We start from the raw sequence: 24453 nt of genomic DNA, 5'->3' as shown, positions 1-24453 counted from the left end.
TTTCCCGCCACCGGTCGTCGGTGGCAGCTCGCTGGGTCAGGACGACGAGCCAAGTTGCTTGACGATCTTGTCCTTGACCAGCAGACGTGCCTCCTTGAGCTTCCTTACGGTGTCATCGTTGGACTTGGCCTCCTCTGCTTTCACCACTTCGGCATCCGCCTGGGAATACTTGTTAAGCAGTGAATCCAGTAACGGATCCTTGGTGCGTTTCTGCTGGACTTCTTCCTTTGAGCGTTTCAGATCCTGATAAAGGTCATGGGGCACCGGCATGGAACACCTCCGTTTGTTGATCGGCAGCGAAACGCGATCAATTGCGTTCACCAACTATCAGAATGGCCTCGGTTAGCCCGTTCTGTCGACCACCTGTCAGACCAGCGGTGTCCGTTCGTCGTCCGGTCGCCAATGCGATAAAACCTTGCCTGCACCGGCGCCTCCACGGGTTGACGATCACTCGGTCACCTTTGAAAACCTGCGTGGAGAATCACCTGTTTTTGTCAGCCGTTAAGCACCGTGCGCACCATCTGCGTCAGTGCCTCGGGGTTGTAGGGTTTGCTCAGCAGGTGGGTGTCGGGGCTGAGCTGGTGATTGCGCGAGATGATGTCGCGGGTATGCCCCGAGGTGAACAACACAGCCACCGGTGGCTCCTGCACTTTCGCCCAGGCCGCCAGGTCCGAACTCTTGATCAGGCCGGGCATGACCACATCGGTGAAAATCAGGTCCACCGCCAGCCCTTCCAGCAACATTTGCATGGCGACGTCACCGTTGGTGGCCGTGAGGACCTGATAGCCCTCCTCGCGCAACAACTCCACCGCCGATACCCTCACAGCCTCATTGTCCTCGACCACCAGGATGCGTTCGTGCCCACCCCGTTGCGGCACATCAGGGCCCGGCGTTTCGCTGGGTGCCGCGCGCAAGGTGCGGGGGAAGTACAGCTGCACCCGGGTCCCCCGCCCCACGTCGCTGGCGATTTCGATATGACCGCCACTCTGCTTGACGAAGCCAAACACCATACTCAAGCCCAAGCCGGTGCCCTGCCCGTCGGCCTTGGTGGTGAAGAACGGCTCGAACGCCTGGGCCAGCACCTGCGGCGGCATGCCGACGCCGGTATCCGTCACGGACACCCGTACATAGTCCCCGGGGGCAATGCCCTTTGCGGCGCAAAATTTGCGATCGAGGACGATGTTTTCCGCGCACAGGTCAATCCTGCCCTCGCCTTGAAGGGCGTCACGGGCATTGATCGCCAGATTGAGAATGGCGTTTTCCAGTTGGTTGCGATCGACAAACACATTCCAGGAATCTTCGGGTGCCGTCATGTGAACCTGAAGGGTTTCACCCAGGGCACGCAGCAACAGCTCCGCCAGGCCATCGAAAATCTGCCGCAAGGTGAAGACCGCGGGTGACAACGGTTGGCGGCGGGCGAATGCCAGCAATTGCGAAGACAGCTTGGCACCGCGCTCGACAGCGGCAATCGACGCCGAGACCCGGCGCTGCACATTGGCGTTACCCGGCTCATGACGCGCGAGCAAGTGCAGGTTGCCGGCGATCACTTGCAACAGGTTGTTGAAGTCATGGGCCACACCACCGGTGAGACCGCCGATGGCTTCCAGCTTCTGTGACTGGCGCAGTTGTTCTTCCGCCGCCAGCCGCGCCTCGACCTCATCGGCCACCCGCTGTTCCAGGTTGCGGGTGAACTTGAGCAGGGACTCTTCGGCGGTCTTGCGTTCGTGGATGTCGATCAGCACGCCGGGGAAACGAAACGCCTCGCCCTGCTCATTGAACTCGCAACAACCACTGGCGAGTACCCAGAGGTAGCTGCCATCCGGGCGCCGGATCCGGTATTCGACGTTGTAGGGCTCGCCCGTCTCCACCGACAGTCTGACTCGTTCCTGAACCCAACTGCGGTCATCCGGATGGATCCGGCTTTCAGCGATTTCCTGAGACAGGTTTTGCAGGTCTTGCCCGGGTGGATAAGAGAACGCGCGAGCGAAGCGCTCGTCACCCGACATCACGTTGGCCTTGATGTCCCAGACAAAGGAACCGAGCAAGGCGCCGGCGTTCAGCGCCAGGCGTACCCGTTCGTTGTCGGCGCGGTAGGCGTCTTCAGCCGCCTGTCGCCGGTGTTCGGAGATCACCCGATCGGTGGTTTCCACCACCATGGCCATGACCCCGGCCGGGCACCCGTCATCGTCGGCCACCGGGCTGTAGTAGAGGTCCATCCAGACATCTTCCGGAACCCCGTCACGCAGCAGCACCAGTTCTTTGTTGCGATAGGACAAGGTGCCGCCCGCCAGGCAGGTGTCGACCACGTGGCGATTGAATTCGGCAACTTCCGGCCAACCCAGTTCCACGGCAGAGCCGAGCAGATACGGATGACGCCCACCGGCAAACTTGGAATAAGCGTCGTTATAGATCATGTACCCGGACTGGCCCCAGAGCATCACCATCGGCAGTGGGGACGCGAGCATCAACTGCACCGCGCTGCTCAGGCTCCTGGACCATGAATCGAGCGGGCCAAGTTCGGTCCGGCTCCAGTCGAACGCACGAATGCGCCCGGCCATTTCGCCGTTCCACCCGGAGCACCCGTGGCTTTCCTCTAGAAACTGCATCGGCTGGCTCTATCCCGGTAAGTTGCACCCGTTTGTTTCGAGCATCCTGCACGCTATTCGTTTCATAGAGGTATAGCTGATTCTCGCGGGCCACTGGAGATCCCTTGTGGGAGCGGGCTTGCTCGCGAAGGCGGTGTGTCATTCAACATATTCATCTGCTGATACACCGCTTTCGCGAGCAAGCCCGCTCCCACAATTTGGTCCTCGGTAACCGAGAGTCCGTGCACTACACCTCGATCAAGTGCTTTAGCGGGTTGTAACTGCTTTTCAGGGTGGCCGCGACATCCAGAATGGCCTTCTCGATGCCATTCAAATGCATGCAGGTCAGTTCGATGGCCGCACTCTGGTTGCCTGCTTCGATGTATTCGATCAGCCGCAGGTGTTCGTCGTCGCGACAGGCTTCGTGGCTGTCGTCATCCAGAGCGGCGGCATACAGCGACGCCCGGGAAATCAGCTTCTGGAACCAGTCGAGCAACACCGGGTTGTTCAGGCTGCGGGCCAGTTTGATGTGGAACTCGCCGAGCAGGTGAATCAACCGCTCGTGATCACCGCTTTGATGCGCTTCATCCTCCAACAGCAAGTGATCGCGCAGGTCCTGGGTCACCGCCGTATCACGCCGACGGCACAGTTCGCTGACGATGCCGATCTCGACCAGGCGACGGGTTTCGAACAGCGAACGGATCTCTTCGTCACTGGGCAGCGACACCGACGCACCTTTATTGGGCTCGGTGGTGACCAGCCCGTCGGCTTCCAATTGCTTGAGCGCGGCCCGGACAGACGTGCGGCTGACATTGAACAGCTCGGCCAAAGAGGCTTCGCCGAGCTTCATGCCCGGACGCAACGAACGCTTGCTGATCGCCTCGTAAACCCCTTGGTAGACGCGGTCGACCGTAGTTTCCAGTTTCTTTTCCGTCATTCATCAACTCCTTGCGCCCTGTGCAAACGACCCTGGCGAATGAACAGCCATTGAAAAAGGGGCTTGCACGGACAGATTAATCCGGGTATTTCTAAATTGCATCCAGATTTTGCATACAATAATTAGAGGAATGCACCATAATGGGTCATCCAACAGCAATCGAAGTGCGAAACGTCTCAAAGCGATATTCCGACGATCCGGGGCTGGCACCAGCCCTCGATAACGTCTCGGTGGACATTGCCGACAACGAATTCTTCACCCTGCTCGGCCCCTCCGGCTGCGGCAAAACCACCCTGCTGCGCACCATCGCCGGCTTCGAGCATGTCAGCGACGGTGAGATCCGCCTCGCGGGCGAGCCGGTCAACGATTTGCCGCCGTTCAAGCGTCGGGTCAACACGGTGTTCCAGAGTTACGCGCTGTTTCCGCACATGAGTGTTGCGCAGAATATCGCCTTCGGCCTCGAGATGCAGGGCCTTGATCGCAAACTGATTCCGCAGCGGGTCGATGAGATGCTCGCGCTGGTGCAAATGCAGCACCTGGCCAAGCGTAAACCGGCCGAGCTGTCCGGCGGCCAACAGCAACGGGTGGCTCTGGCCCGGGCCCTGGCGCCAAAACCCAAAGTGCTGTTGCTGGACGAACCGCTGTCGGCCCTGGACCTCAAGCTGCGCAAGGAAATGCAGGTCGAACTCAAGCGCGTACAGAAAGAAGCCGGGATCACCTTCATTTTCGTCACCCACGATCAGGAGGAAGCGCTGACCCTGTCCGATCGCATCGCCGTGATGTCCGCCGGCAAGATCCTGCAAATCGGCTCGCCCAATGAAATCTACGAACGGCCGCAACACCAGTTCGTCGCGCAATTCATCGGCGACATCAACTTCCTTCCCGGCCATATCAAACGTGGCCAGCAGAACGAAAAGCTCTTCGTGCCCAACGGCATGCCCGTGGAAATCCCCTGCCCGGCCCAGGGCTTTGACGGCAGCAAGGTGCAACTGGCGTTCCGCCCCGAGCGCTCGCAACTGGTCGAGCCGACCCAACCGCATCACCTGCGCGGTGTGATCGAGGCCGTGCTGTATGTCGGCACGGCCACGCTCTATCAATGCCGCCTGAACAACGACATCAAGGTCATGCTGCGCGAGAACAACGAAGGCCTGAACCACGGGCGGGTGGTGGGTGATCGCGTCGCGGTCAACCTGCCGCCCCACGCCTGCCTGCTGATGGAGGCCTGAGATGAGCGTCAGCAGCACTTCCCCAGCCCTCAACCGTGCGCTGTTGCTCAGCCCGGTGGTCCTGACCCTGCTGGCCCTGATCGCCATTCCGCTGGGCATCATGGGCTACATCAGCCTGCTGCCGCGCAACGTCTATGGCGGCGTCGACTGGCAGGCCGACTGGCAATTGCAAAGCTACGTGCAACTGTTTTTCCAGGAAGGTTTCGACGGCGAACTGGAGCTGAACTGGGTCTACGCCCAGGCATTGCTGCGCTCGGTGTTCCAGGCCGGTGGCACCACGGTCCTGTGTTTCCTGTTCGGCTTCCCCGTGGCGTTGTGGATGTCGAGCCTGACACCCCGTCGGCGCAACCTGATGGTGTTGCTGATCACCATCCCGTTCTGGACCAACCTGCTGATCCGCAACTACGCCTGGCTGATCATCCTGCGCGAGCACGGCTGGGTCGCCCAGAGCCTCAACGCGCTGTTTCCCCAGGCCGGTGGCATCACCCTGCTCTACAACGACTTCGCGGTCAGCGTCGGCCTGGTCTACAGCTTCCTGCCGTTCATGATCCTGCCAATCTACTCGACCCTGGAAAAACTCGACTGGCGTTTGGTGGAAGCCGCCTATGACCTGGGTGCCAATCGCTGGCACGCGTTGCGGCGGATCATCCTGCCACTGTCGATGCCGGGGGTGATCGCAGGTGCCTTGCTGGTGTTCGTGCCAAGCCTGGGCGCCTTCATTACCCCGGCGATCCTTGGCGGCGGCAAGACGCTGATGATCGGCAACCTGATCCAGCAGCAGTTCGGTACCGCGCGCAACTGGCCGCTGGGCAGTTCGCTGTCGTTCCTGTTGCTGGGGATCATGTTGCTGTCCCTGGTGCTCTACGCCCTCTATAGCCGCAATGCCGCCAAGACCCAACGCCCGGGAGCACAAGCATGATCGCCCTGCACCTGAAGAAACTGCCCCTGACCCGTGAAGTCAGCCTGTTGATGCTGGCCTATCTGTACCTGCCGATCTTTGTATTGATCGCCTACAGCTTCAACGCCAACCGCTCGGCGACGGTGTGGACTGAGTTTTCGTTCGCCTGGTACGGACGCATCCTGGCCAACCCGTCGATCCAGACCGCGGCGCTCAACTCGATCATCGTCGCCAGCATCGCTACGGTCTGCGCCACGGCGATTGCCCTGCTCGCGGCACTGGCGACCTACCGGCCGTTCTACGGACAGAAAATGGTCGAGGGCGGGATCAACCTGCCACTGATCCTGCCGGAGATCGTCACCGCCGTGGCCACCCTGCTGCTGTTCATGGCACTGGGGATCAAGCTCGGTCTGCTGACGGTGATCGTCGCGCACATCGGCTTCTGCATTCCCTTCGCCTACCTGCCGATCCGCGCGCGGCTCAATGACCTGGACAAGAGCCTGCTGGAAGCGGCGAACGACCTGTACGCCAACCCCTGGCAGGTGTTTCGCCGGGTGACCTTGCCGCTGCTGTGGCCGGCGGTGCTGTCCGGTTCGGTGCTGGCGTTCGTGGTCAGTCTCGACGATTTCATCATGACCTTCTTCGTCGCGGGCCCCGGCTCGACGACCCTGCCGGTGTACATCTTCTCGGCGATCAAGGCCGGCGTGACGCCAGAGATCAACGCGATTTCGACCCTGATGCTGGTGATTTCCATCGTGCTGGTAGTGCTGGCCTTCTGGCTGGGACAGCGCGGCAAACAACAATAAGCCTGGAGACTTCTATATGAGCAAGAAAGTGAAAAGCATGCGTTTCGCCGTTGCCGGTCTGGCCTTGAGTTGCTTCACCGCATTCACGGCGTTCAGCGCCCAGGCCGCCGAGCCCAAGGAACTGTTCTTCTACAACTGGACCGACTACTACCCGGTGGAACTGTTGGCCAAGTTCGAAAAGGAGACCGGGATCAAGGTCACCATGGACGGCTACGACAGCAACGAAACCCTGCTGGCCAAGTTGCAGGCCGGCGGCGCGGCCTATGACGTGATCGTGCCGTCGCAATCGATCATGCGCACCCTGATCAACCAGGACCTGCTGCTGGAAATCGACGCCTCGGCCCTGCCCAACTTCCAGTACGTCAAGCCGGCGTTCCGCGACCCGAGCTTCGACCCCGGCCGCAAGTTCTCGGCACCGTACCTGTGGGGCACCACCGGGTTCTCCTATGACAGCGCCCGGGTGCCCGGCGGCAAGCTCGACGACTCGTGGAAAGAGTTCTTCGAGCCGCGCAAGGAACTGCAAGGTCAGCTCGCCGCCCTCGACACCTCCAGCAGCGTGATCAACGCCGCCAGTCACTACCTGAATGTCGACGAGTGCAGCGAAAACCCGCAGGACGCCAAGCGCATCCTCGAACTGCTGCAAAAACAGAAACCCTTCCTGAAGATGTACAGCTCGGACAACACCGTCGACCGCATGGCCAGCGGTGAAGTGATCATGATGCAGAACTGGAACGGTTCCACCGCGCGGGCCACCTTGCAGAAGAGCACGATCAAATACGTGTATCCGAAGGAAGGCCTGGCGATGTTCCAGGACAACTTCGCCGTACCGAAAAGCGCGCCACACCCCGGCAACGCGAAGATCTTCATCGACTGGATGATGAAACCGGAGAACGCCGCCGCCGTGTCCAACGCCATCGCCTACGCCAACGGCATCCAGAGCGACAAGCTGATCGACGCCAAATGGCGGGTGATGGACGCCATCAACATGCCCGACGAATTCGCCGCGCGCCTGCGCCCGGAAAAGGAATGCAGCAACAAGGCGCGGGAGCTGCAGGACCGCATTTGGGCCAAGCTCAAGGGCTGATTGCCTTTCGACCGAGTCGCGCCCATCGCGAGCAAGCTCGCTCCCACAGGGATTTTGTGAACGTCAAAGATCTACTGTGGGAGCGAGCTTGCTCGCGATGAGGCCCGCCAAGACACCATTGAATTTGAGGTTTGCAATGAATCAACCCCGCTGGCTGCGCAACGTGCGCCCCTACGGCGCCACCGCCGAAGACCTGCTGATCGAAAACGGCCGCTTCAGCCAACGCCGCCCCGCTTCGAACGAAGCCCTGTCAGCCACCGACATCGACGGCCAGAACCAGTTGCTCACCCCCGCCCTGGTGGAAAGCCACGTGCACCTGGACAAAACCCTCTGGGGCCAGCCCTGGCGCCCCAACAGTGCCGGCCCGACCCTCAAGGACTACATCGCCAACGAACGGCGCATCCTGCGTGAAGTCACCACACCGATTGCGCAACGGGCCGGCGCCCTGCTGGAAAACTGCATCGCCCGCGGCTCGCTGACCATGCGTTGCCACGTCGACATCGACCCGGAATTCGGCCTGCGGCATGTCGAGGCCATGCAGCAACTGCGTGAAAACTACCGCGACCTGATCGACCTGCAACTGGTGGTGTTCCCGCAGACTGGTTTGATCAGCCGCCCCGGCACCGCCGAACTGATGCGCGAAGCCATGGCCCTGGGCGTGGAGAATGTCGGCGGGCTGGACCCGTGCGGTATCGACAACGACCCTGTCGCACAACTGGACTTCGTCTTCAAACTGGCCAGCGAATTCGACCGTGGTGTCGACATTCACCTGCACGACAAAGGTGAGCTGGGCCTGTGGCAGATCGCCCTGATCGCCGACTACACCGAGCGCTTCGGCCGCCAAGGCCGGGTGATGATCAGCCACGCGTATTGCCTGGGGATGTTGCCATGGAGCCAGGTCAAACCGGTGGCCGAGCGCCTGGCGACGCTGGGTATTTCGCTGATGAGCTCGGCCCCGGCCGATTGCGCGGTGCCGCCGTTCCTGGCCCTGCGCGAAACCGGCGTGAATGTGTGCCTGGGCTCGGACGGTATTCGTGATGCCTGGTCGCCCATGGGCAACGGCGACATGCTGGAGCGGGCGATGTTGCTGGCGTTCCGCTTCGACTTGAACAAGGACGAAGAACTGGCGGCAGCGTTCGAGGCGGCGACCGTCAACGGCGCCCAGGCGCTGGGTTGCCAAGCCAATCGCCTGGAGATTGGCCAGCCGGCGGACTTCCTGTTGATGCCGGTACAAACACTGGGTGAGGCGGTGGTTTCGCGGCCGCTGCGTCAGGTCTATCGCGCGGGTCAGTTGATTGCTGCGGGTGGTCGCTTGCTGGAAAGCCGTCTGTGAAGCGCATCGGCTTGCGGGCCAGTTGCGTGGTCGGTTTCGACGGCACGCGGCATGTGTTGTGGCGCGATGGCGAAGTGGTGTTCGAAGGCGCGCGCATCGAGTTTGTCGGGCGTGGTTATGCGGGGCCGGTGGATCAGTGGGTTGATTACGGCAATGCGCTGATCGGTCCCGGCTTCATCGATCTGGATGCCTTGGGCGATCTCGATTCCACGGTGCTGACCCTGGACAACGGCGACGAGCGCGACATGGGCCGGATGTGGTCGGCGCAGTATCTGGCGCGTGGATCGCGGGAAAGCTACAGCCCCGAAGAAGAAGTCTTCAAATACCGCTACGCCTTCACCCAACTGATCCGCAACGGCATCACCACGGCCATGCCGATCACCTCGATGTATTACCGCGAGTGGGCCGAGACCTACGACGAATTTGCGGCGGTCGCAGGTGTGGCCGCCGAACTGGGGCTACGCACTTACCTCGGTCCCTGCTACATGAGCGGCATGAGTTACTGGCAGGCCGATGGAACCCTGGCGCACCACTGGGACGAAGCCCGGGGGATGACCGGGCTCGACGCCGCCGAGCGGTTTTTCCGGGATTTCGACGGCGCGCACAACGGCCTGATTCGCGGTGCGCTGCTGCCCGATCGCATCCAGACCTGCACCCCGGTGCTGCTGCAACGCACCGCCGCGCTGAGCCGGGAACTCAACGCACCGATGCGTTTGCACTGCTGCCAGGGCCTCGGTGAAGTGGCGATGGTCGAGCAACTGCGCGGCACCTCGCCACTGGGCTGGCTGCAGCAGCTTGGGCTTTTGACCCCGCGCAGCCTGCTGCCCCACGGCATCTACACCCGAGGCGATGACGACCTGCAACGGGTGGTGGACGGTGGCGCAAGCCTGGTGCATTGCCCGGTGGTGTTCGCCCGGGATGGCGAGGCGCTGAATTCGTTCGGACGCTATCGGGCCAAAGGCATCAACTTCGCCCTGGGCACCGACACCTGGCCGGCGGACTTGCTGGACAACATGCGCCAGGGCCTGAACATCGCTCGCCTTATGGAAGGCGGTAACGATCTGACCAGCACCCTGGACCTGTACAACGCCGCGACCCTCGGCGGTGCCAAGGCACTGGGCCGCGACGATCTCGGACGCCTGGCACCCGGGGCCAAGGCCGACATCACCGTGTTCAACCTGCGCGGGATGCACCTGGGGCCGCTATTCGATCCACTGAAAAATCTTGTTCTGGCCGGTCGCGGTGACGACTGTATCGCCAGCTACATCGACGGCCGCTGCGTGATGCGGGACGGCCAGGTCGAGGGCCTCGACTACCCCGCCATACAACGCCAGGCCCAACGCCAATTCGAAAAATTGATGCGCAGCCACAGCGACCGAGCCTTTGACCAACCGGACTGGAAAAGCCTGTTCCAGCCCGCCATCCCGTTCGCCGACGACTACAGCGCACAGGCGCCACTGAGCGCGATTGATCCACTTCTCTAGAGATTTCTGCCCATGCAAAGCTTCGACTTCAGCACATTGAGCCCACGGGACAAATACAAGATCCTGATCGGCAGCGTCGTGCCACGGCCGATAGCCCTGGTCACCACCGTCGACGGCGAAGGCCGGATCAACGCGGCGCCGTTCAGCTTCTTCAATGCGCTTTCCGCCGATCCACCGATCCTCGCCCTGGGCGTGGAAAACTACGGCGACCAAAGCCCCAAGGACACCACTCGCAATATCCAGCTCAACCAGGAATTCACCGTGAACATCGTCAGCGATGCCTTGGTGGAAGCCATGAACGTCTGCGCCGTGCCCTTCGCCCCCGGCTTCGATGAACTGACCGCCGCCGGCCTCACCGCCATCCCCGGCACCACGGTCAAATGCCCGCGCATCGGCGAAGCTCCGGTGGCGCTGGAGTGCCGCCGGATGATGGCCCTGTCCATCGGCCAATCCCGGGAGATCATCTTTGGTGAAGTGCTGATGGCCCATGTGCGTGACGAACTGATCGATCCGAAAACCCTGTACATCGACCAGTTGGGGCTGGATGCGATAGGACGCATGGGCGGGCATGGTTATGCGCGTACGCGGGATTACTTCGACTTACCGACACGCTCGTTGCAGGCCTGGACGGATGCGCCGGGGGGTGGGGAACGGTTTTGGCCTGCCACCAAATAACCAGAGATTGCACAAAACCTGTAGGAGCGAGCTTGCTCGCGATGGTCGTCAACGATACCGCTGGTAACCTGACACCCCGCGGCGCTCTCAGGTTCATCGCGAGCAAGCTCGCTCCTACAGGGGGGCGCGTCGTCAGCGGAAATCGCGACTGCGCACACTGATACCGTCCAGCAACGGGCTCAGATCACTCAAGCGTCCGGCTATCAGATGCCGGACCTCACCCTCTTTCTCCCAGCGCCCATCGACCTTGAGCAACTGCGAGCCGACCAGCACCTGGCGCTGACGCTCGGCCAGGTCGCGCCACACCACCACGTTGACGTTGCCGAACTCGTCCTCAAGGGTGACGAATGTCACGCCGCTGGCGGTGGCCGGGCGTTGTCGGCCGGTGACCAGCCCGGCAACGCTGACTGGCCGACCGTGCTCGACGTCCAGCAACTCCTTCGAACTGCGGCAGCGCCGCGCCTTCAACTCACCGCGTAACAGGGCCAACGGATGCGGCCCGAGGGTGGTGCCGACACTGGCGTAATCGGCTTGCAGGTCCTCGCCCACAGTGGGCTTTGGCAACGACACCGCGTCCTCCTCCCGGCTCGGCAGGCCGGCAAACAAACCCAGCTGCTTTTGTACCCCGGCCACTTCCCAACGTGCCCGATGCCGGTCGCCGGCCAGGCCACGCAACGCGCCGGCATCGGCCAGTTGCTCCTGGGCGCGGGCATCGAGTCGCGCCCGTTCGCCGAGGTCGGCAATGTCGGCAAACGCCCCTTTGGAGCGTGCCGCCTCGATGCGTCGGGCATCGTCCTCGCGAAAGCCCTTGATCATGCGTAGCCCCAAGCGAATCGCCGGTTGCGCACCGCTGATCGGTTCCAGACTGCAATCCCAGTCGCTGGTGCGCACGTCCACCGGGCGAACCTGCAAATGATGGCGCCTGACGTCCTGCAGAATCTGGTCCGGGCTGTAGAACCCCATCGGCCAACTGTTGATCAGCGCACAAGCGAAGGCCGCCGGCTCGTGGCATTTCAACCAGCAACTGGCGTAAGTCAGCAAGGCAAAACTGGCCGCGTGAGACTCGGGAAAACCGTAGCTGCCAAAGCCCTTGATCTGCTCGAAGATCTGCGCGGCAAACTCCGGCGTGTAGCCTTTTTTCTTCATGCCGGCGGCCAGTCGATCCTTGTGCGGTTCGAGCCCGCCGTGGCGTTTCCAGGCAGCCATGGAGCGGCGTAGCTGGTCGGCCTCGCCGGGGCTGTAGTCGGCGGCGACGATGGCGATCTGCATCACCTGTTCCTGAAACAGAGGCACGCCAAGGGTGCGTTTCAACACCTCCCGCAACTCTTCGGAGGGGTAGGTTTCAAGCTCTTCCTTGTTTCGACGACGCAGGTACGGATGCACCATGCCGCCCTGGATAGGTCCGGGGCGAACGATGGCCACCTCGATCACCAGATCATAGAACTTGCGGGGCTTGAGCCTGGGCAGCATCGACATTTGCGCCCGGGACTCGATCTGGAACACGCCGATGGTGTCGGCACGACCGATCATGTCGTAGGTCTGTGAATCCTCGGAGGGCACCGTTGCCAGGCTCAAGTCCCGGTTGCGATGACGGCGCAGCAAGTCGAAACAGCGACGAATCGCGCTGAGCATGCCCAGGGCCAGGATATCCACCTTGAGCAGCCCGACCGCATCGAGATCGTCCTTGTCCCACTGGATGATGGTGCGCTCGGCCATCGCGGCGTTTTCCACCGGCACGAGGTGATCCAGCGGCTGCTCGGAAATGACGAAGCCGCCGGGGTGCTGGGACAGGTGCCGGGGGAAGCCGATCAGTTGCTGTGTCAAGCTCAACACCCGACGCAACACCGGGCTTTCAGGGTCGAAACCGCCTTCACGCAGGCGCTCCACGGGCGGCGTTTCATCACTCCAGTGACCACAGCAATCGGCCAGGGCATTGATCTGGTCTGGCGGCAAACCCAACGCCTTGGCCACATCGCGCACCGCACCGGCCGCATGATAAGTGCTGACCACGGCTGTCAGTGCCGCGCGGGTCCGACCATAGCGCTGGAACACGTACTGCAAGACTTCTTCGCGGCGTTCGTGCTCGAAGTCCACATCGATATCCGGTGGCTCGTTGCGCTCCCTGGAGAGAAAGCGCTCAAACAGCATGTTCATTCGCTCGGGGTCGATCTCGGTGATGCCCAGGGCGAAACACACCGCCGAGTTGGCCGCAGAGCCTCGGCCCTGGCAGAGAATCTTCTCGCGCCGGGCGAAGGCGACGATGTCCTGAACGGTCAGGAAATAGCTTTCATAACCCAGCTCGGCGATCAGCCCGAGCTCCTTGTCGATCAGCCCGCGAACCTTTTCGCTTGCACCGTCGGGCCATCGCTCGCGCATGCCGCGCTCGGTCAACGCCCGCAGCCAGGACTCTGCGCTGTGCCCTTCTGGCACCAGTTCGCGGGGATATTGATAACGCAACTGGCCAAGATCAAAGGCGCAGCGCCGGGCGATGTTCAGCGTTTCTGCCAGCAAGCCGGGCGGATAAAGTTCCCCCAGCACGTCCAGGCTGCGCAGATGGCGTTCGCCGTTGGGATGCAGGCGCAGCCCGGCATCGGCCACCGGCAGGTGATGACGGATCGCGGTCATGGTGTCCTGCAAGGCGCGCCGGCCGCGAGCGTGCATGTGCACATCGCCACTGGCCACGGCCGCAATACGCAACTCCCTGGCCAGGCTCAGCAGATCGTTCAGGCGCCGGGCATCGTCCTGACCGCGGTGCAACTGCACCGCCAGCCACAGGCGCTCGGCGAAGACCTGTTTGAGCCAGCGCCCCTGTTCAAAGGCATCGACAGCGTCCGGCACCCACAATGCCAACAGGCCCGGCAACGGTTCGCTGAAGTCTTCGCGCAGCACCTGATACTGGCCTTTCTGCGTGCGCCGCCGGGCGCGGGTGATCAATCGGCACAGCGCCTGATAACCCTCAAGGCTCTCCACCAACAGCACCAGTTTCGGACCGTTCTCGATGCGTATTTCACTGCCGATGATCAGCGGCAACTCCACGGACTTCGCCGCTTGCCAGGCGCGAACGATGCCCGCCAGGGTGCATTCGTCGGTGATCGCCAGGGCTTGATAACCCTGTTTTTTCGCGCGCTGGAACAGCTCGAGGGCACTGGAGGCACCGCGCTGGAAGCTGAAGTTCGACAGGCAGTGCAGTTCGACATAGTCGATGCTCATGCGAACCAGCCCTGCAACCACAGCGGGCCGTCCTCACCGACCGCCCGGTAGGCCCAGCCCTGTTGGCCTGCACGGGTTTCGATCAGGTAATAGTCACGGCGTACGTCGTCACCGTCCCACCAACCGGACTCGATGCGTTCCGGCCCCATGAGGATGCGCGCCGAGCCCTGATGCACGGCCAGCGGTTCAGTCAGCAGCCAGCCCGGCCGTTTCACCGCGGCCGGCACCGCGCAGGGCTGGCTGTCGGCACTGGCCTGCCATGCACACTCGGGCCGGTGATCGGCCTGGAAGCGCAGGCCATGTACCGCGTCATCCCCCAGCCGTGCACGCAGACGTTCGCGCAGTTGCTCCCAGGGCAAGGACTGCTGCGGGCGATCGTCGAACAGTTCCTGATGTTGGGGTACGAAAGTCGGCAAATCCTCGGCGCGCAGGCGAAAGCCGCGCACCGGCGCCTCGACCTGGACTTGCTCCAGCCGCCCCCGGGCCAGTTCGAAGAGCATCGCCGGATCGCGCTCGGCGCTGAGCAGGCCGACCTTGATGACCGTGTCCGGCAACCCGGCGTGTTCCAGATGCAGGTCGAAACGCTGTACGCCGCTGTCGCGACCACAGAGGAACGCCGACAGGTCGCCGGTCAACCGGCGCAACGGAAACAGCAAGGCTTGATGGGACTGCACATCGAAATTGAGCTCGATCCGCACATCGAAGCGGTCCGGCGGCAGGTAAAACGCCAGCGCCAGCCGCCGTAAACCCGACAGGGCATCCAGATGCTTGAGCACCTGAGCCTCGAAACGCCGGGCCAGGCTATGCCGGGGCAGCGCCTGCACCTGGCTCAAGGTGCGCAAGCCCATGCGCGACAAGGCCGTGGCGACCGAGGTTTCGAGACCGATCCGGTCGACAGGCATTTGCCCCAGGTGATGCTGCAAGGCTTGATCGTCCGGCACCACCAGACCGTCATAGGCGTTGGCCAGCACCCGCGCCGCCACCGGGTTGGGCGCGGCCACGATGCGGTGCCGAAATCCCAGTTCGTCGAGCTCACGGCGCAAAAGCGCTTCGAATTGCGGCCAGGCGCCGAACAAACCGAGGCTGGATTCGATCTCGAACACCACGGCCCGGGGGTAATGCACGCTGACCTGGGAACTGAAGCGATAGGCCCAGGCGGCGAGAAACTGCTGCCAGTGTTCGATGTCGGCGGCGTCGTATTCGGCCGTGACAAAGCCTTTGCTCAAGGCCTGTGCCGCGCTCATGGACTGACCGGGATGCAAGCCCAGCGCTCGCGCCGCGCCGTTGACGGCCTGCAGCACCCGGCGCTGGGCCGGGCCGGTCAGCAACGCCAGGGGCTCCTCGGGATCGGTGCGCTGACGCAGTACCGCGTCCAGCGCCAATTGCGGGAAAAGAATGCAGACCCAGCGCATGGCAACCTCAATGCCCCACGGCGAAGGCAATCGGCGCCGAACGAGCCAGGCCGCCGCGGCACTTGAGCACGCGCAGTTGTGCCGGTCGGGCATCGATGGCAATGCGCAGGGCCGCCGGCGAAGGGTTGATCGCTTCACTGAGGGGGCGATAGGCGAAGGCCAGGGTCTGGCCGGTTTCCGCCGCCACCTGCAAGCGGCGCAAGGCACGGTCATCGGCCTTGTGCGGCCAGCACAGCACCGCGCCGCAACTGCCCGAACGCAGGCATTGTTCCGCGGCCCACAGCGCATCGCGCTCGCTGGCCTGGATGATCGACAACTGACGCAGATCGACCCCGGCACCCTGCCACGCCTGGGGATACGGCACATAAGGCGGCGCCACCAGCACGATGCGCTCGCCCGCCGCCGACAGCCGTGCCAGCGTCGGCCACACCAGTTGCAACTCGCCCACGCCCTGCCCGGCCAAGAGGATTTCCGTCAGCGCCGCCTCCGGCCAGCCTCCGCTGGGCAATGCGGCGTCCAGCGCGGCATGCCCGGTGGGTTGCGGGCTGGCGGCTGGTGGCGCAGGCCGGCCCTTCCAGACCTGGCCGCCATTGAACAGCGTATCCAGCGCAACGACGGCACCCATCAGCCTTGCCTCACCAGGCCACAGAACACGCCTTCGATGGCCAGGTCCCGGTCGGCCTCGACAATGATCGGCTGGTAGGCCGGGTTGCGTGGCAGCAGGCGAACCACATCGCCGACCCGCTCGAAGCGCTTGATGGTGACTTCGCCGTCGAGTCGCGCCACGACGATCTGGCCGTTGAGCGCCTCGGGGTTGCGGTGCACGCCCACCAGATCGCCATCGAGAATGCCGTCCTCGATCATCGAGTCACCCCGGACCCGCAGCATGTAGTCCGGCACCCGCGAAAAGATCGACGGATCGAGCAGCAAGCGGCTATGGACCTCCGCATCGGCCCCAATCGGCGCACCGGCCGCCACCCGGCCGAGTACCGGGATGTCCAACAACTCGGGACGCGGCGGCTGCCCGAGCAGGCGAATGCCCCGGGCCTGATGCGGGTTGACCTCGATAAACCCGGCTTCGGTCAGCGCCAGCACATGCTTGCGCGCCACGCTGCGGGAGGCAAAACCGAACGCCTCGCTGATTTCAGCGAGGCTCGGAGGCTGACCGTGCTCGGCGATGCGATCGCGGATAAAGGTCAGGATGGCGGTACGGCGGGGAGTCAGAGTCGTCATGGAGTACATTTGTACTCTTTTGGCTTTTGCCTGGCAAGAACCGTCAATCATCTGGTGGCAGGACCAGTGACCTGTGGGAGCGAGCTTGCTCGCGATGGTCTTTCATTCAACATGTGTATCGACTGACCGGGCCGCATCGCGAGCAAGCTCGCTCCCACATTGGATTTCAGTGACTCAAGAGGTGAGTTGTGCAAGATACGCCCACGGATAAATCCCGCGCTCATGGCCATCGCTGAACACCAGTTGCAGTCCGTACCCCTGCGAGTGCAATTCAACAACCCGAACCCGCCCATCAACCATCGGCGCCATTCCCCGCATGCGAAACGCCCGACACTGCGAACACGGGCACTGGCGACGCAATTCGGCATGGTCCAACACCTGTTCGCGACCATCCGGCCAGTTCAGTCGCAACTGCTGTTTGCTTCGAGAATTACCCACCGCCAGCGGATTCATTGCAGTTGACTCAAGGCAATGCGTACGGCCTTGCGCACTTCCGGGTCGCCGTCGTCCTGTGCGGCCTGCAATGCCGCGATGGCCCGCGGGTCGCTCAATTCGCCCAGGGCCAACGCGGCTTCCTTGCGCAGGTTGCTGATGCGGTGGCCGAGGGTGTCGATCAACGCATCGATCGCCGGTCCATAACGTAAGCGACCGAGGCTGCGGGTGGCGCGCAGACGCACTTGCCAGTAATCGTCGCCCAAGGCGTCGATCAGGGCCGGGCCGGCGTCTAGGTGGCCGACCTTGCCCAGGGTGGTGGCGGCTTCTTCGCGGACTTGCCAGGCAGCGTCGCGCAAGGCCTGGCGCAGGGCCGGCAGCACCTGCGCGTCAGACGCCAGGCCCAACGCCCCGGTGGCGGCACGCCGAACTTCAGTGTCCGGGTCAGCGCTGGCCAACTGCGCCAGGGCCGGCAAGGCATCGAGTTGCTTGAGCCAGCCGAGCACGCCCACCGCCTCGCGGCGCACGCTGGCGCTTTCATCGTCCAATGCAGCGGCAGCCGCCGTGGCGGCATCGGGGCAACGCAACTCGCGCAACGCCCTGAACGCGGCGATGCGTACGCCGCTGTCGGCGTGCCCGGTCCACGGCAGAATGACCCGGCCCGCCGCTTCACTCTTGAGCAGGCTAAGGCTCTGCGCTGCGGCCGCCTGCACCGCCGGGGATGGATCCGTCAGCGCCAGGCACAACGCTTCGACCACGGGCTCATCCTCCCAGGCTTCCAGCAACCGCGCGGCTTCGGCGCGAACGTCGGCAATCGGGTCTTCGGCCAGTCGATTGATCAACCACTGCAGGCCATCCGGCTCCTCGAGATCGGCCAGTTCGATCAGCGCGATCCGGCGTACACCGGGGTCGTCATCGGTCAGGCGCGGTTGCAGGGCAAGAATGTCGTCGTTATCGGTTACATCGAATAGTGAGGTCATAGGGCAAATCGCGGCAGTTTGTTTTCAGGGGGAAGACCGAGCGGATTCAAGCGTGGCAGTTGCCGACCGTCTTCGTGGCGCAGGAGTTCGAGGCAATGGCGCTTGAGGTGCGAGAATTCAGGGCGGGTCATCAGTTCCGTGCTGCGCGGCCTGGGGAAGTCCAGGCGCAGGTCTTCGATGATTCGCCCGGGGCGCGAGCTCATGACCAACAGGCGATCAGCGAGGAACAGCGCTTCGTCGATGTCATGGGTGACAAACACCACGGTGGTGCGGATGCGCGTCCAGATGTCCAGCAGCAGTTCCTGCATGTTCAACCGGGTCAGGGCATCGAGGGCGCCAAAGGGTTCGTCCATCAACAACAGGCGCGGACGGTTGACCAGCACCCGGGCAATTTCCACCCGTTGCTGCATGCCGCCGGAGAGCTGGTCGGGCCAGCGCCCGGCAAAACCTTCGAGGCCCACCAGGGCGAGGATTTCATCCGCCGCCTTGTGCCGTTCGGCCTTGCCGACGCCGCGCATTTTCAGGCCGAAGGCGACGTTGTCACGCACCGTGCGCCAAGGAAACAGTGTGTGCTGCTGGAACACCATGCCGCGCTGGGGCGATGGGCCCGACACCGCTGCGCCATCGACATTCAGCGTGCCGGTGCGCGGTTGCAGGTGGCCGGCCAGGGCGCCGAGCAAGGTGGACTTGCCGCAACCGGACGGCCCGAGAATGCACACGAACTGCCCTGGCTCGATCTGGCAGTCGAGGCCCTGTACCGCTTCGAAAGCCGCGTCCCCCTCGCCCAGGCTGATTGACAGCCCGCGAATGTCGATACGCCCTTCCAGGTGTTGAAAAACGCTCATCAGGCTTTTCCTCGTGGTCGATGCCAAGGCGTGAAAAGCCCGCCCAGACGCTTGATCAACAGGCTGCTGCCCATCCCGAGCACGCCAATCAGCAACATGCCGACGACGATGTCGGCGTAGTTCTGGATGGTGTAGGACTCCCAGGTGTAATAGCCGATGCCGAATTGGCCGGAGATCATTTCCGCCGTCACCAGGCAGAACCACGAGGTGCCCATGCCGATGGCCAGGCCGGTGATGATGCTGGGCGCAGCGCCCGGAAGAACGACCTCCAGCAGGATTGCCCGGCGCCCTGCCCCGAGGCTTTTCGCCGAGGCGATCAGCCGTGGATCGACGCCTTCGACGCCGTGCACGGTGTTGAGCAGGATCGGGAACAATGCGCCGGTGAAGGTGATGAACACCATCGACAGTTCCGACGAGGGAAACATCAGGATCGCCAGGGGAATCCACGCCACTGCCGGGATCGGGCGCAGCACTTCCAGGGGCGGCAGCAAGAGATCTTCGGCCCATTTCGAGCGACCGATGGCCAGGCCCAGGGCCACGCCAATGATCAGCGCCGCGAGGTAACCGGCGAATACCCGGCCGAGGCTGCTGCCCAGGTGCTGGGCGAGCTTGCCCGAGTCGCCGAGGCCGAGGGCGGCTTCAATGACCGCCACGGGTGTCGGGACGTTGGCGAAGGTCACCAGGCCGAGGTTCCAGTGGTAGCTGGCGGCGAGTTGCCAGAACAGCAGGCAGAGCAGCAAGGATGCGGCTCTGGGGATCCAGCGTGAATATGATCGGTACACAATTATTCCTCTCAACCCACCTCCTGTAGGAGCGAGCTTGCTCGCGAAGAACGCCAACGATTACGCGCGCTGTCTGACGGATCGCGTTGTCTGGACGTTTTTCGCGAGCGGGCTCGCTCCTACAGGGGGCTGTAGTGTTTCGGCTGTTAGCGAACAGCCACGGCCTGGGCAGTGGCATCGGTAAAGTCAAAGACCTTGCCGCCCTGCGCCGTGGCGAACTGTTGGGCCTGGCCTTTGAGCAGGAACGCGCTCAGCTGCCCTTTCCCGTCGGTGGCAAACCACGCCTGATCCGCCAGCAGCTTGATCCCGCTGTCACTGGCCTGGGCGTACACCGCGCGGATGCTCCGGCCTTCCTGCTTGAGGCTGGCCAGCGCGGCAAACGCCGCTTGCGCCGAGGCGTACTGGCGGACTTTCGGCTCGCCGCGCACCCAGATTTCCGCCACGTGGCTGAAGTCGGTGATGGCTTGACCGCTGGCGGCATCGACGGCCTTGAGCGGCGCCTGCCCGTAACTGGCCAGTTGCGCGCTGTAGTCCAGGTTCGAGGCCTTGAAGGCGGCGCGGATGTATTGGTCGTCAATGAAGGTGTTGAGATCCAGACCGCGATCGGCCTTCTTCAACAACTTGAGGGTATCGATGGCGGTGCCCACGGCCTGACGGTATTCCGGCTTCCAGCTCAGGTCGCGGGTCTGCACACCGAGTGGGCCATGGAACAGATAATTGACCTCGGCATCGACCCCGGTGACCTTGGCGATCAACTCGCTGTATTTCTCCGGTTCAGCCGCCAGCAGCTGGTTGGCTTCGATACTCGCCCGCAGGTAAGCGACGACGATTTCCGGGTACTTTTTCGCATAGGCCTGATCGACCAGCGCACCGTGGAAGGTCGGCGCGTTGGCCTGGGCTCCGTCATAAATCTTGCGGGCGAAACCACGGCTGGGGAACAGTTCGGCGAAGGGCACGAAGTCAGCGTGAGCATCGATCTTGCCGGCCTGCAACGCGGAGCCGGCGACTTCCGGCGGCTGGGCGATGATGTTCACGTCCTTGAGCGGGTCCCAGCCCTGGGCCGCGACGGCGCGCAACAGCATGCCATGGGCGGTGGAAGCGAACGGCACGGAAATGGTCTTGCCCTTGAGCTCTGCCAGCGACTGCACACCCGATGCGCTTGGCACCACGATGCCGTTGCCGCTGCCCTTGATGCTGCCCGACAGCACGCTGATAAACAGGCTGTGCTTGCCCGCCGTTTCGAACGCCACGCCGTTGAACGCGCCGGGGAAGTCGGCCATGGCGCCGAAGTCGAGTTTGCCGGCCACCATTTCGTTGGTCAGGGGTGCGCCGCTGGTGAAGTTTTTCCACTGCACCTCGTATTGGGCGTCCTTGTAGGGGCCATCGTGGGGCAGGTATTTGTCCAGCAGCCCGAGTTCGCGAATCAACAATCCGCCGGCGGCGCAGTTGATGGTGGTGTCCTGGGTACCGATGGCAATGCGGATGGTTTCGGCCGAGGCCGACAGGGTGAATGAAGCCAGTACCAGACCGGCCAAAGCTGCACGCAACATCATGAGTGTTTCCCCTCGAATCATTTATAGGATGTTCGTCTCCGCCACGATCAGGGCGCGGTGGGAAACGAGGGGTGTCTTGAATCAGGCGTCCGGTGGTGCCGGATGGCGTTTTGGGTTGTTCGAGCTGGCCTCATCCGCGAGAAAGCTCGCTCCCACAGGTTTTTCTGGTGTATGCAGGACTTGCGACTGGCCTCGATCCCACAGGGACAGTATTTCAGCGCAGCAGGTACGGGATTTCGACTTTCACCGCACCCGTCGGACAGTCCTTTTCACAGGGCATGCAGTACCAGCATTCGTCGAACGCCATGTAGGCCTTTTGCGTGGCCGGGTTGATCGCCAGCAGGTCCATCGGGCAGACGTCTACGCACACGGTGCAGCCTTTGTGGGCGATGCATTTGTCCTCGTCGACGGTGACGGGGGCGTTGGAACGGAAGAAAATTTCCTGGGCTTGATAGGCCATTTCACAGTCTCTCTTGGGTGATGCTCAGGCGGCATCCGCGCCGACCCGCAGCCGGTCGTAGGCCTGCATCTCGTCGGCATCGAGCGGGATGATGTAAGGCTCGACGGCTTTCTTGAAACTGCTCATCAAACCGTTCTCGTCTTTCTTCAGGTGGCAATGGCAAAACCAGTCGCGGTCGTTGCGTTGCGGGTGATCGACGCGATGGTGGTAAAGCCCCCAGCGGCTTTCGGCGCGGAACAATGAAGCGCGGGCGGCCATTTCGGCGCAGTCGCGGATCATGCTGACTTCCATGGCGCGCATCAGCTCGTGGGCGTTGTGCGCCTTGATCTGGTCGAGATCACGCTGGATGTCGCTGAAGCGTTGCAGGCCGATCTGCATCTTCTTCGTCACTTTCGGCGGTTGCAGGTAGTCGTTGACCAAGCGCCGCAGCTTGTATTCGACCTGGGCTGGCGGCAGGCCGTGCTCACGCTCCAGTGGTGCGTAGACCCGTTGTTTTTCGGTTTCGATCTGCTGGGCATCCAGCGCTGAAAACTCACGCCCGGAGACAAAATCCGCCGCGTTCTGGCCAGCGAACCACCCATAGGTAAACGCACCGAGCATGTAGTTGTGCGGCACCGCAGCCATGTCTCCAGCCGAGTACAAGCCCTTGACCGAGGTCTCGGCCTTCTCGTTGACCCACACCCCCGACGCCGAATGCCCGCTGCAAAAACCGATTTCCGAGATGTGCATCTCGACCATCTGCGTGCGGTAGTCGGTGCCGCGATTGGCGTGGAACTGGCCGCGACTCGGACGCTCGTTGCTGTGCAGGATCTCTTCGATGTTCTGGATGGTTTCCTCGGCCAGATGATCGAGCTTGAGGAACACCGGGCCATTGCCGCTTTCCAGTTCCTGATGGAACTCCCACATCATCTGCCCGCTCCAGTAGTCGCACTCGATGAAGCGTTCGCCCTTGTTGTTGGCGGTGTAGCCGCCCAAGGGGCCGGTGACGTAGGCGCAGGCCGGGCCGTTGTAATCCTTGATCAGCGGGTTGATCTGGAAGCATTCCAGGTTCGCCAGTTCGGCCCCGGCATGGTAGGCCATCGAGTAGCCGTCGCCGGCATTGGTCGGGTTTTCGTAGGTGCCCATCAGGTAGCCCGAAGACGGCAACCCCAGGCGTCCGGCGGCACCGCAAGCGAGGATCACCGCCTTGGCCTTGATCACGTGGAAGTCCGCCGTGCGGCAGTCGAAGCCCATCACGCCGTTGACCGCGCCCTCTTCATCCGTCAGCAATCGGGTGCAGACCAGGCGATTGGTGATACTCACCCGCGCGCGCTTCAACTGCCGATAGAGGACTTTCTTGATGTCGTGCCCTTCCGGCATCGGCAACACATAAGCGCCCATGTGGTGGACCTTTTTCACCGCGTAGTCGCCGGTTTCGTCCTTCTCGAACTTCACGCCCCAGCGGTCCAGTTGTTCGATCGTTTCGAAACTGTGGGTGGCATAGGCGTACACCGCGGCCTGGTTGACGATGCCGTCGTTGGCGATGGTGATTTCCTTGGTGTACTGCTCCGGCGTCGAGTGGCCGGGAATGATCGCGTTGTTCAGGCCATCCATGCCCATGCTGATCGCGCCGCTGCGCTTGACGTTGGCCTTGTCGATCAACAACACCCGCAGGTCGCGGTTGCGTTCCTTGGCCTTGATCGCCGCCATGGGGCCGGCGGTGCCGCCGCCGATCACGACGATGTCGTATTCCTGCTCCAAAGTGCTTCGGGTCATGCCTGCTCCCCTTTTTGCCGGTCGATCCGCAGGCGGTACTGGAAGGCATCGCCACGGTAGTAAAGGTGTTCGAAGTCCAGCGGCCGACCGTCGACATCGTGGGTCAGGCGTTCGATGTGCATGATTGGCGAGCCAGGTTCAACGTTCAGCGCGTGGGTCAGGTCGCTGTCGGCCAGTACCGCATCGATGGCCAGGTCGGCGTGCCCCAGGGTCAAGCCGCAGTCGTTTTCCAGGATCAGGAAAATATCGCGGGTGACCAGGTCGGCTTTTTCCAGGCGCTCGCCAATGGCCTTGGGCAGGTAAGTGATTTCCAGGGAAACCGGCTCGCGATTGATCAGGCGCACACGTTTGATCTGCGCCACGACCTCGCCTTCGGCGATCTGCAAACGCTCGGCCACGAGCTTGTCGGCGGCAATGAATTTGAAGCTGCGCAGGCGGTTGATCACCTCATAGCCGCGATCGGTCATGGACTCGGCCAGGCCTTGCAGGGTGCTGACGTTCTGGAAGGTTTTCGGCTTGGCGACGAAAGTGCCCTTGCCGTGGATCTTGAAGATCAGCCCTTCCTTTTGCAGGTCGCCCAAGGCCTGGCGCACGGTGATGCGGCTGACCTTGAACAACGCGCCAAGCTCGCTTTCTGAAGGCATCTGGCTGTCTTGCGGGTATTCGCCGTCGAGGATGCGGGCGCGCAGCACATCTCGCAGCTGGGTGTGCAACGGGACGCTGCTCAGGGATAGAACGTTATCGGTCATGGCAGATCACTTGT

General features: G+C 62.8%; 22 protein-coding genes and 1 pseudogene. 8 read left to right on the top strand and 15 right to left on the bottom strand.

Translation table 11 applies throughout. The features are described from left to right. Positions 1 to 36 precede the first annotated feature (36 nt). From AC1RP7_RS16945 to AC1RP7_RS16935, 3 genes are all read right to left on the bottom strand, one after another. A complete protein-coding gene (locus AC1RP7_RS16945) occupies positions 37 to 270 on the bottom strand; it encodes a DUF465 domain-containing protein (RefSeq protein ID WP_057714363.1) in 234 nt (77 codons plus the stop codon). Between the two features lie 224 nt (positions 271 to 494). Beyond that, on the bottom strand, positions 495 to 2606 hold the full coding sequence (locus AC1RP7_RS16940) for a hybrid sensor histidine kinase/response regulator (protein ID WP_150814448.1): 2112 nt from the start codon (positions 2604 to 2606) through the stop codon (positions 495 to 497). 226 nt (positions 2607 to 2832) lie between these two features. After that, positions 2833 to 3522 carry a GntR family transcriptional regulator gene (locus tag AC1RP7_RS16935; RefSeq protein WP_007973313.1) on the bottom strand — a complete coding sequence of 230 codons (690 nt, stop codon included), beginning with the start codon at positions 3520 to 3522 and terminating at the stop codon, positions 2833 to 2835. 140 nt (positions 3523 to 3662) lie between these two features. Here AC1RP7_RS16935 and AC1RP7_RS16930 point away from each other — a divergent pair, with 140 nt between their 5' ends. From AC1RP7_RS16930 to AC1RP7_RS16895, 8 genes and pseudogenes are all read left to right on the top strand, one after another. Next, positions 3663 to 4748: an ABC transporter ATP-binding protein gene (locus tag AC1RP7_RS16930; protein WP_057714359.1), complete on the top strand. Its 1086-nt coding sequence runs from the start codon at positions 3663 to 3665 to the stop codon at positions 4746 to 4748. A gap of 1 nt (position 4749) precedes the next feature. Then, positions 4750 to 5667, top strand: a complete 918-nt coding sequence (locus tag AC1RP7_RS16925; RefSeq protein ID WP_015094870.1) for an ABC transporter permease — start codon at positions 4750 to 4752, stop codon at positions 5665 to 5667. Continuing rightward, a complete protein-coding gene (locus AC1RP7_RS16920; RefSeq protein WP_007995935.1) occupies positions 5664 to 6452 on the top strand; it encodes an ABC transporter permease in 789 nt (262 codons plus the stop codon). Before AC1RP7_RS16925 ends, AC1RP7_RS16920 begins: the two co-directional genes overlap by 4 nt. Before the next feature lie 16 nt (positions 6453 to 6468). After that, positions 6469 to 7536 (top strand): extracellular solute-binding protein, encoded by a 1068-nt coding sequence (locus AC1RP7_RS16915; protein WP_057714355.1) that lies wholly within the window; start codon positions 6469 to 6471, stop codon positions 7534 to 7536. Positions 7537 to 7672: 136 nt separating this feature from the next. Continuing rightward, positions 7673 to 8869: an amidohydrolase family protein gene (locus tag AC1RP7_RS16910; protein WP_492588181.1), complete on the top strand. Its 1197-nt coding sequence runs from the start codon at positions 7673 to 7675 to the stop codon at positions 8867 to 8869. Then, positions 8866 to 10353 carry an amidohydrolase family protein gene (locus AC1RP7_RS16905; RefSeq protein WP_218497277.1) on the top strand — a complete coding sequence of 496 codons (1488 nt, stop codon included), beginning with the start codon at positions 8866 to 8868 and terminating at the stop codon, positions 10351 to 10353. The genes AC1RP7_RS16910 and AC1RP7_RS16905 overlap by 4 nt, the downstream gene beginning before the upstream one ends. Before the next feature lie 12 nt (positions 10354 to 10365). Continuing rightward, entirely contained in the window at positions 10366 to 11028 is a 663-nt protein-coding gene (locus AC1RP7_RS16900) for a flavin reductase family protein (protein WP_057714349.1), read from the top strand. 41 nt (positions 11029 to 11069) lie between these two features. Continuing rightward, positions 11070 to 11147, top strand: a pseudogene (locus AC1RP7_RS16895) (outer membrane lipoprotein carrier protein LolA); the annotation flags it as partial. Between the two features lie 13 nt (positions 11148 to 11160). Here the strand turns inward: AC1RP7_RS16895 and AC1RP7_RS16890 are convergent. The 12 genes from AC1RP7_RS16890 to AC1RP7_RS16835 all read right to left on the bottom strand — a co-directional run bounded on the left by AC1RP7_RS16890 (position 11161) and on the right by AC1RP7_RS16835 (position 24439). Further along, the gene (locus AC1RP7_RS16890) at positions 11161 to 14259 is read right to left on the bottom strand and encodes an error-prone DNA polymerase (RefSeq protein ID WP_493183013.1); all 3099 of its coding nucleotides are present in this window, start codon (positions 14257 to 14259) and stop codon (positions 11161 to 11163) included. Further along, positions 14235 to 15650, bottom strand: coding sequence for a Y-family DNA polymerase (locus AC1RP7_RS16885; protein ID WP_493183015.1), 1416 nt, complete (start codon positions 15648 to 15650; stop codon positions 14235 to 14237). The genes AC1RP7_RS16890 and AC1RP7_RS16885 overlap by 25 nt, the downstream gene beginning before the upstream one ends. 7 nt (positions 15651 to 15657) lie before the next feature. After that, entirely contained in the window at positions 15658 to 16275 is a 618-nt protein-coding gene (imuA, locus tag AC1RP7_RS16880) for a translesion DNA synthesis-associated protein ImuA (RefSeq protein WP_057714343.1), read from the bottom strand. Continuing rightward, the gene (gene lexA, locus AC1RP7_RS16875) at positions 16275 to 16892 is read right to left on the bottom strand and encodes a transcriptional repressor LexA (RefSeq protein WP_007987463.1); all 618 of its coding nucleotides are present in this window, start codon (positions 16890 to 16892) and stop codon (positions 16275 to 16277) included. Before lexA ends, imuA begins: the two co-directional genes overlap by 1 nt. A gap of 165 nt (positions 16893 to 17057) precedes the next feature. Beyond that, positions 17058 to 17336 (bottom strand): DUF971 domain-containing protein, encoded by a 279-nt coding sequence (locus AC1RP7_RS16870; RefSeq protein WP_407516805.1) that lies wholly within the window; start codon positions 17334 to 17336, stop codon positions 17058 to 17060. Next, positions 17333 to 18295: a HEAT repeat domain-containing protein gene (locus tag AC1RP7_RS16865; RefSeq protein WP_493183017.1), complete on the bottom strand. Its 963-nt coding sequence runs from the start codon at positions 18293 to 18295 to the stop codon at positions 17333 to 17335. Before AC1RP7_RS16865 ends, AC1RP7_RS16870 begins: the two co-directional genes overlap by 4 nt. Then, the gene (locus AC1RP7_RS16860; RefSeq protein WP_057714336.1) at positions 18292 to 19140 is read right to left on the bottom strand and encodes an ABC transporter ATP-binding protein; all 849 of its coding nucleotides are present in this window, start codon (positions 19138 to 19140) and stop codon (positions 18292 to 18294) included. The genes AC1RP7_RS16865 and AC1RP7_RS16860 overlap by 4 nt, the downstream gene beginning before the upstream one ends. After that, positions 19140 to 19922, bottom strand: a complete 783-nt coding sequence (locus tag AC1RP7_RS16855) for an ABC transporter permease (RefSeq protein WP_429522441.1) — start codon at positions 19920 to 19922, stop codon at positions 19140 to 19142. The genes AC1RP7_RS16860 and AC1RP7_RS16855 overlap by 1 nt, the downstream gene beginning before the upstream one ends. 146 nt (positions 19923 to 20068) lie before the next feature. Next, on the bottom strand, positions 20069 to 21475 hold the full coding sequence (locus tag AC1RP7_RS16850) for an ABC transporter substrate-binding protein (protein WP_493183019.1): 1407 nt from the start codon (positions 21473 to 21475) through the stop codon (positions 20069 to 20071). A 214-nt stretch (positions 21476 to 21689) separates the two neighbouring features. Next, positions 21690 to 21935, bottom strand: coding sequence for a 4Fe-4S dicluster domain-containing protein (locus AC1RP7_RS16845; RefSeq protein WP_008050632.1), 246 nt, complete (start codon positions 21933 to 21935; stop codon positions 21690 to 21692). A 24-nt stretch (positions 21936 to 21959) separates the two neighbouring features. Beyond that, the gene (locus AC1RP7_RS16840) at positions 21960 to 23690 is read right to left on the bottom strand and encodes a fumarate reductase/succinate dehydrogenase flavoprotein subunit (RefSeq protein ID WP_493183020.1); all 1731 of its coding nucleotides are present in this window, start codon (positions 23688 to 23690) and stop codon (positions 21960 to 21962) included. Continuing rightward, entirely contained in the window at positions 23687 to 24439 is a 753-nt protein-coding gene (locus AC1RP7_RS16835) for a GntR family transcriptional regulator (RefSeq protein WP_493183021.1), read from the bottom strand. Before AC1RP7_RS16835 ends, AC1RP7_RS16840 begins: the two co-directional genes overlap by 4 nt. Positions 24440 to 24453: the final 14 nt, after the last annotated feature.

It is taken from the genome of Pseudomonas sp. GW822-FHT01E03, assembly GCF_058802985.1.
This window is presented reverse-complemented; position numbering and strand designations above follow the sequence as displayed.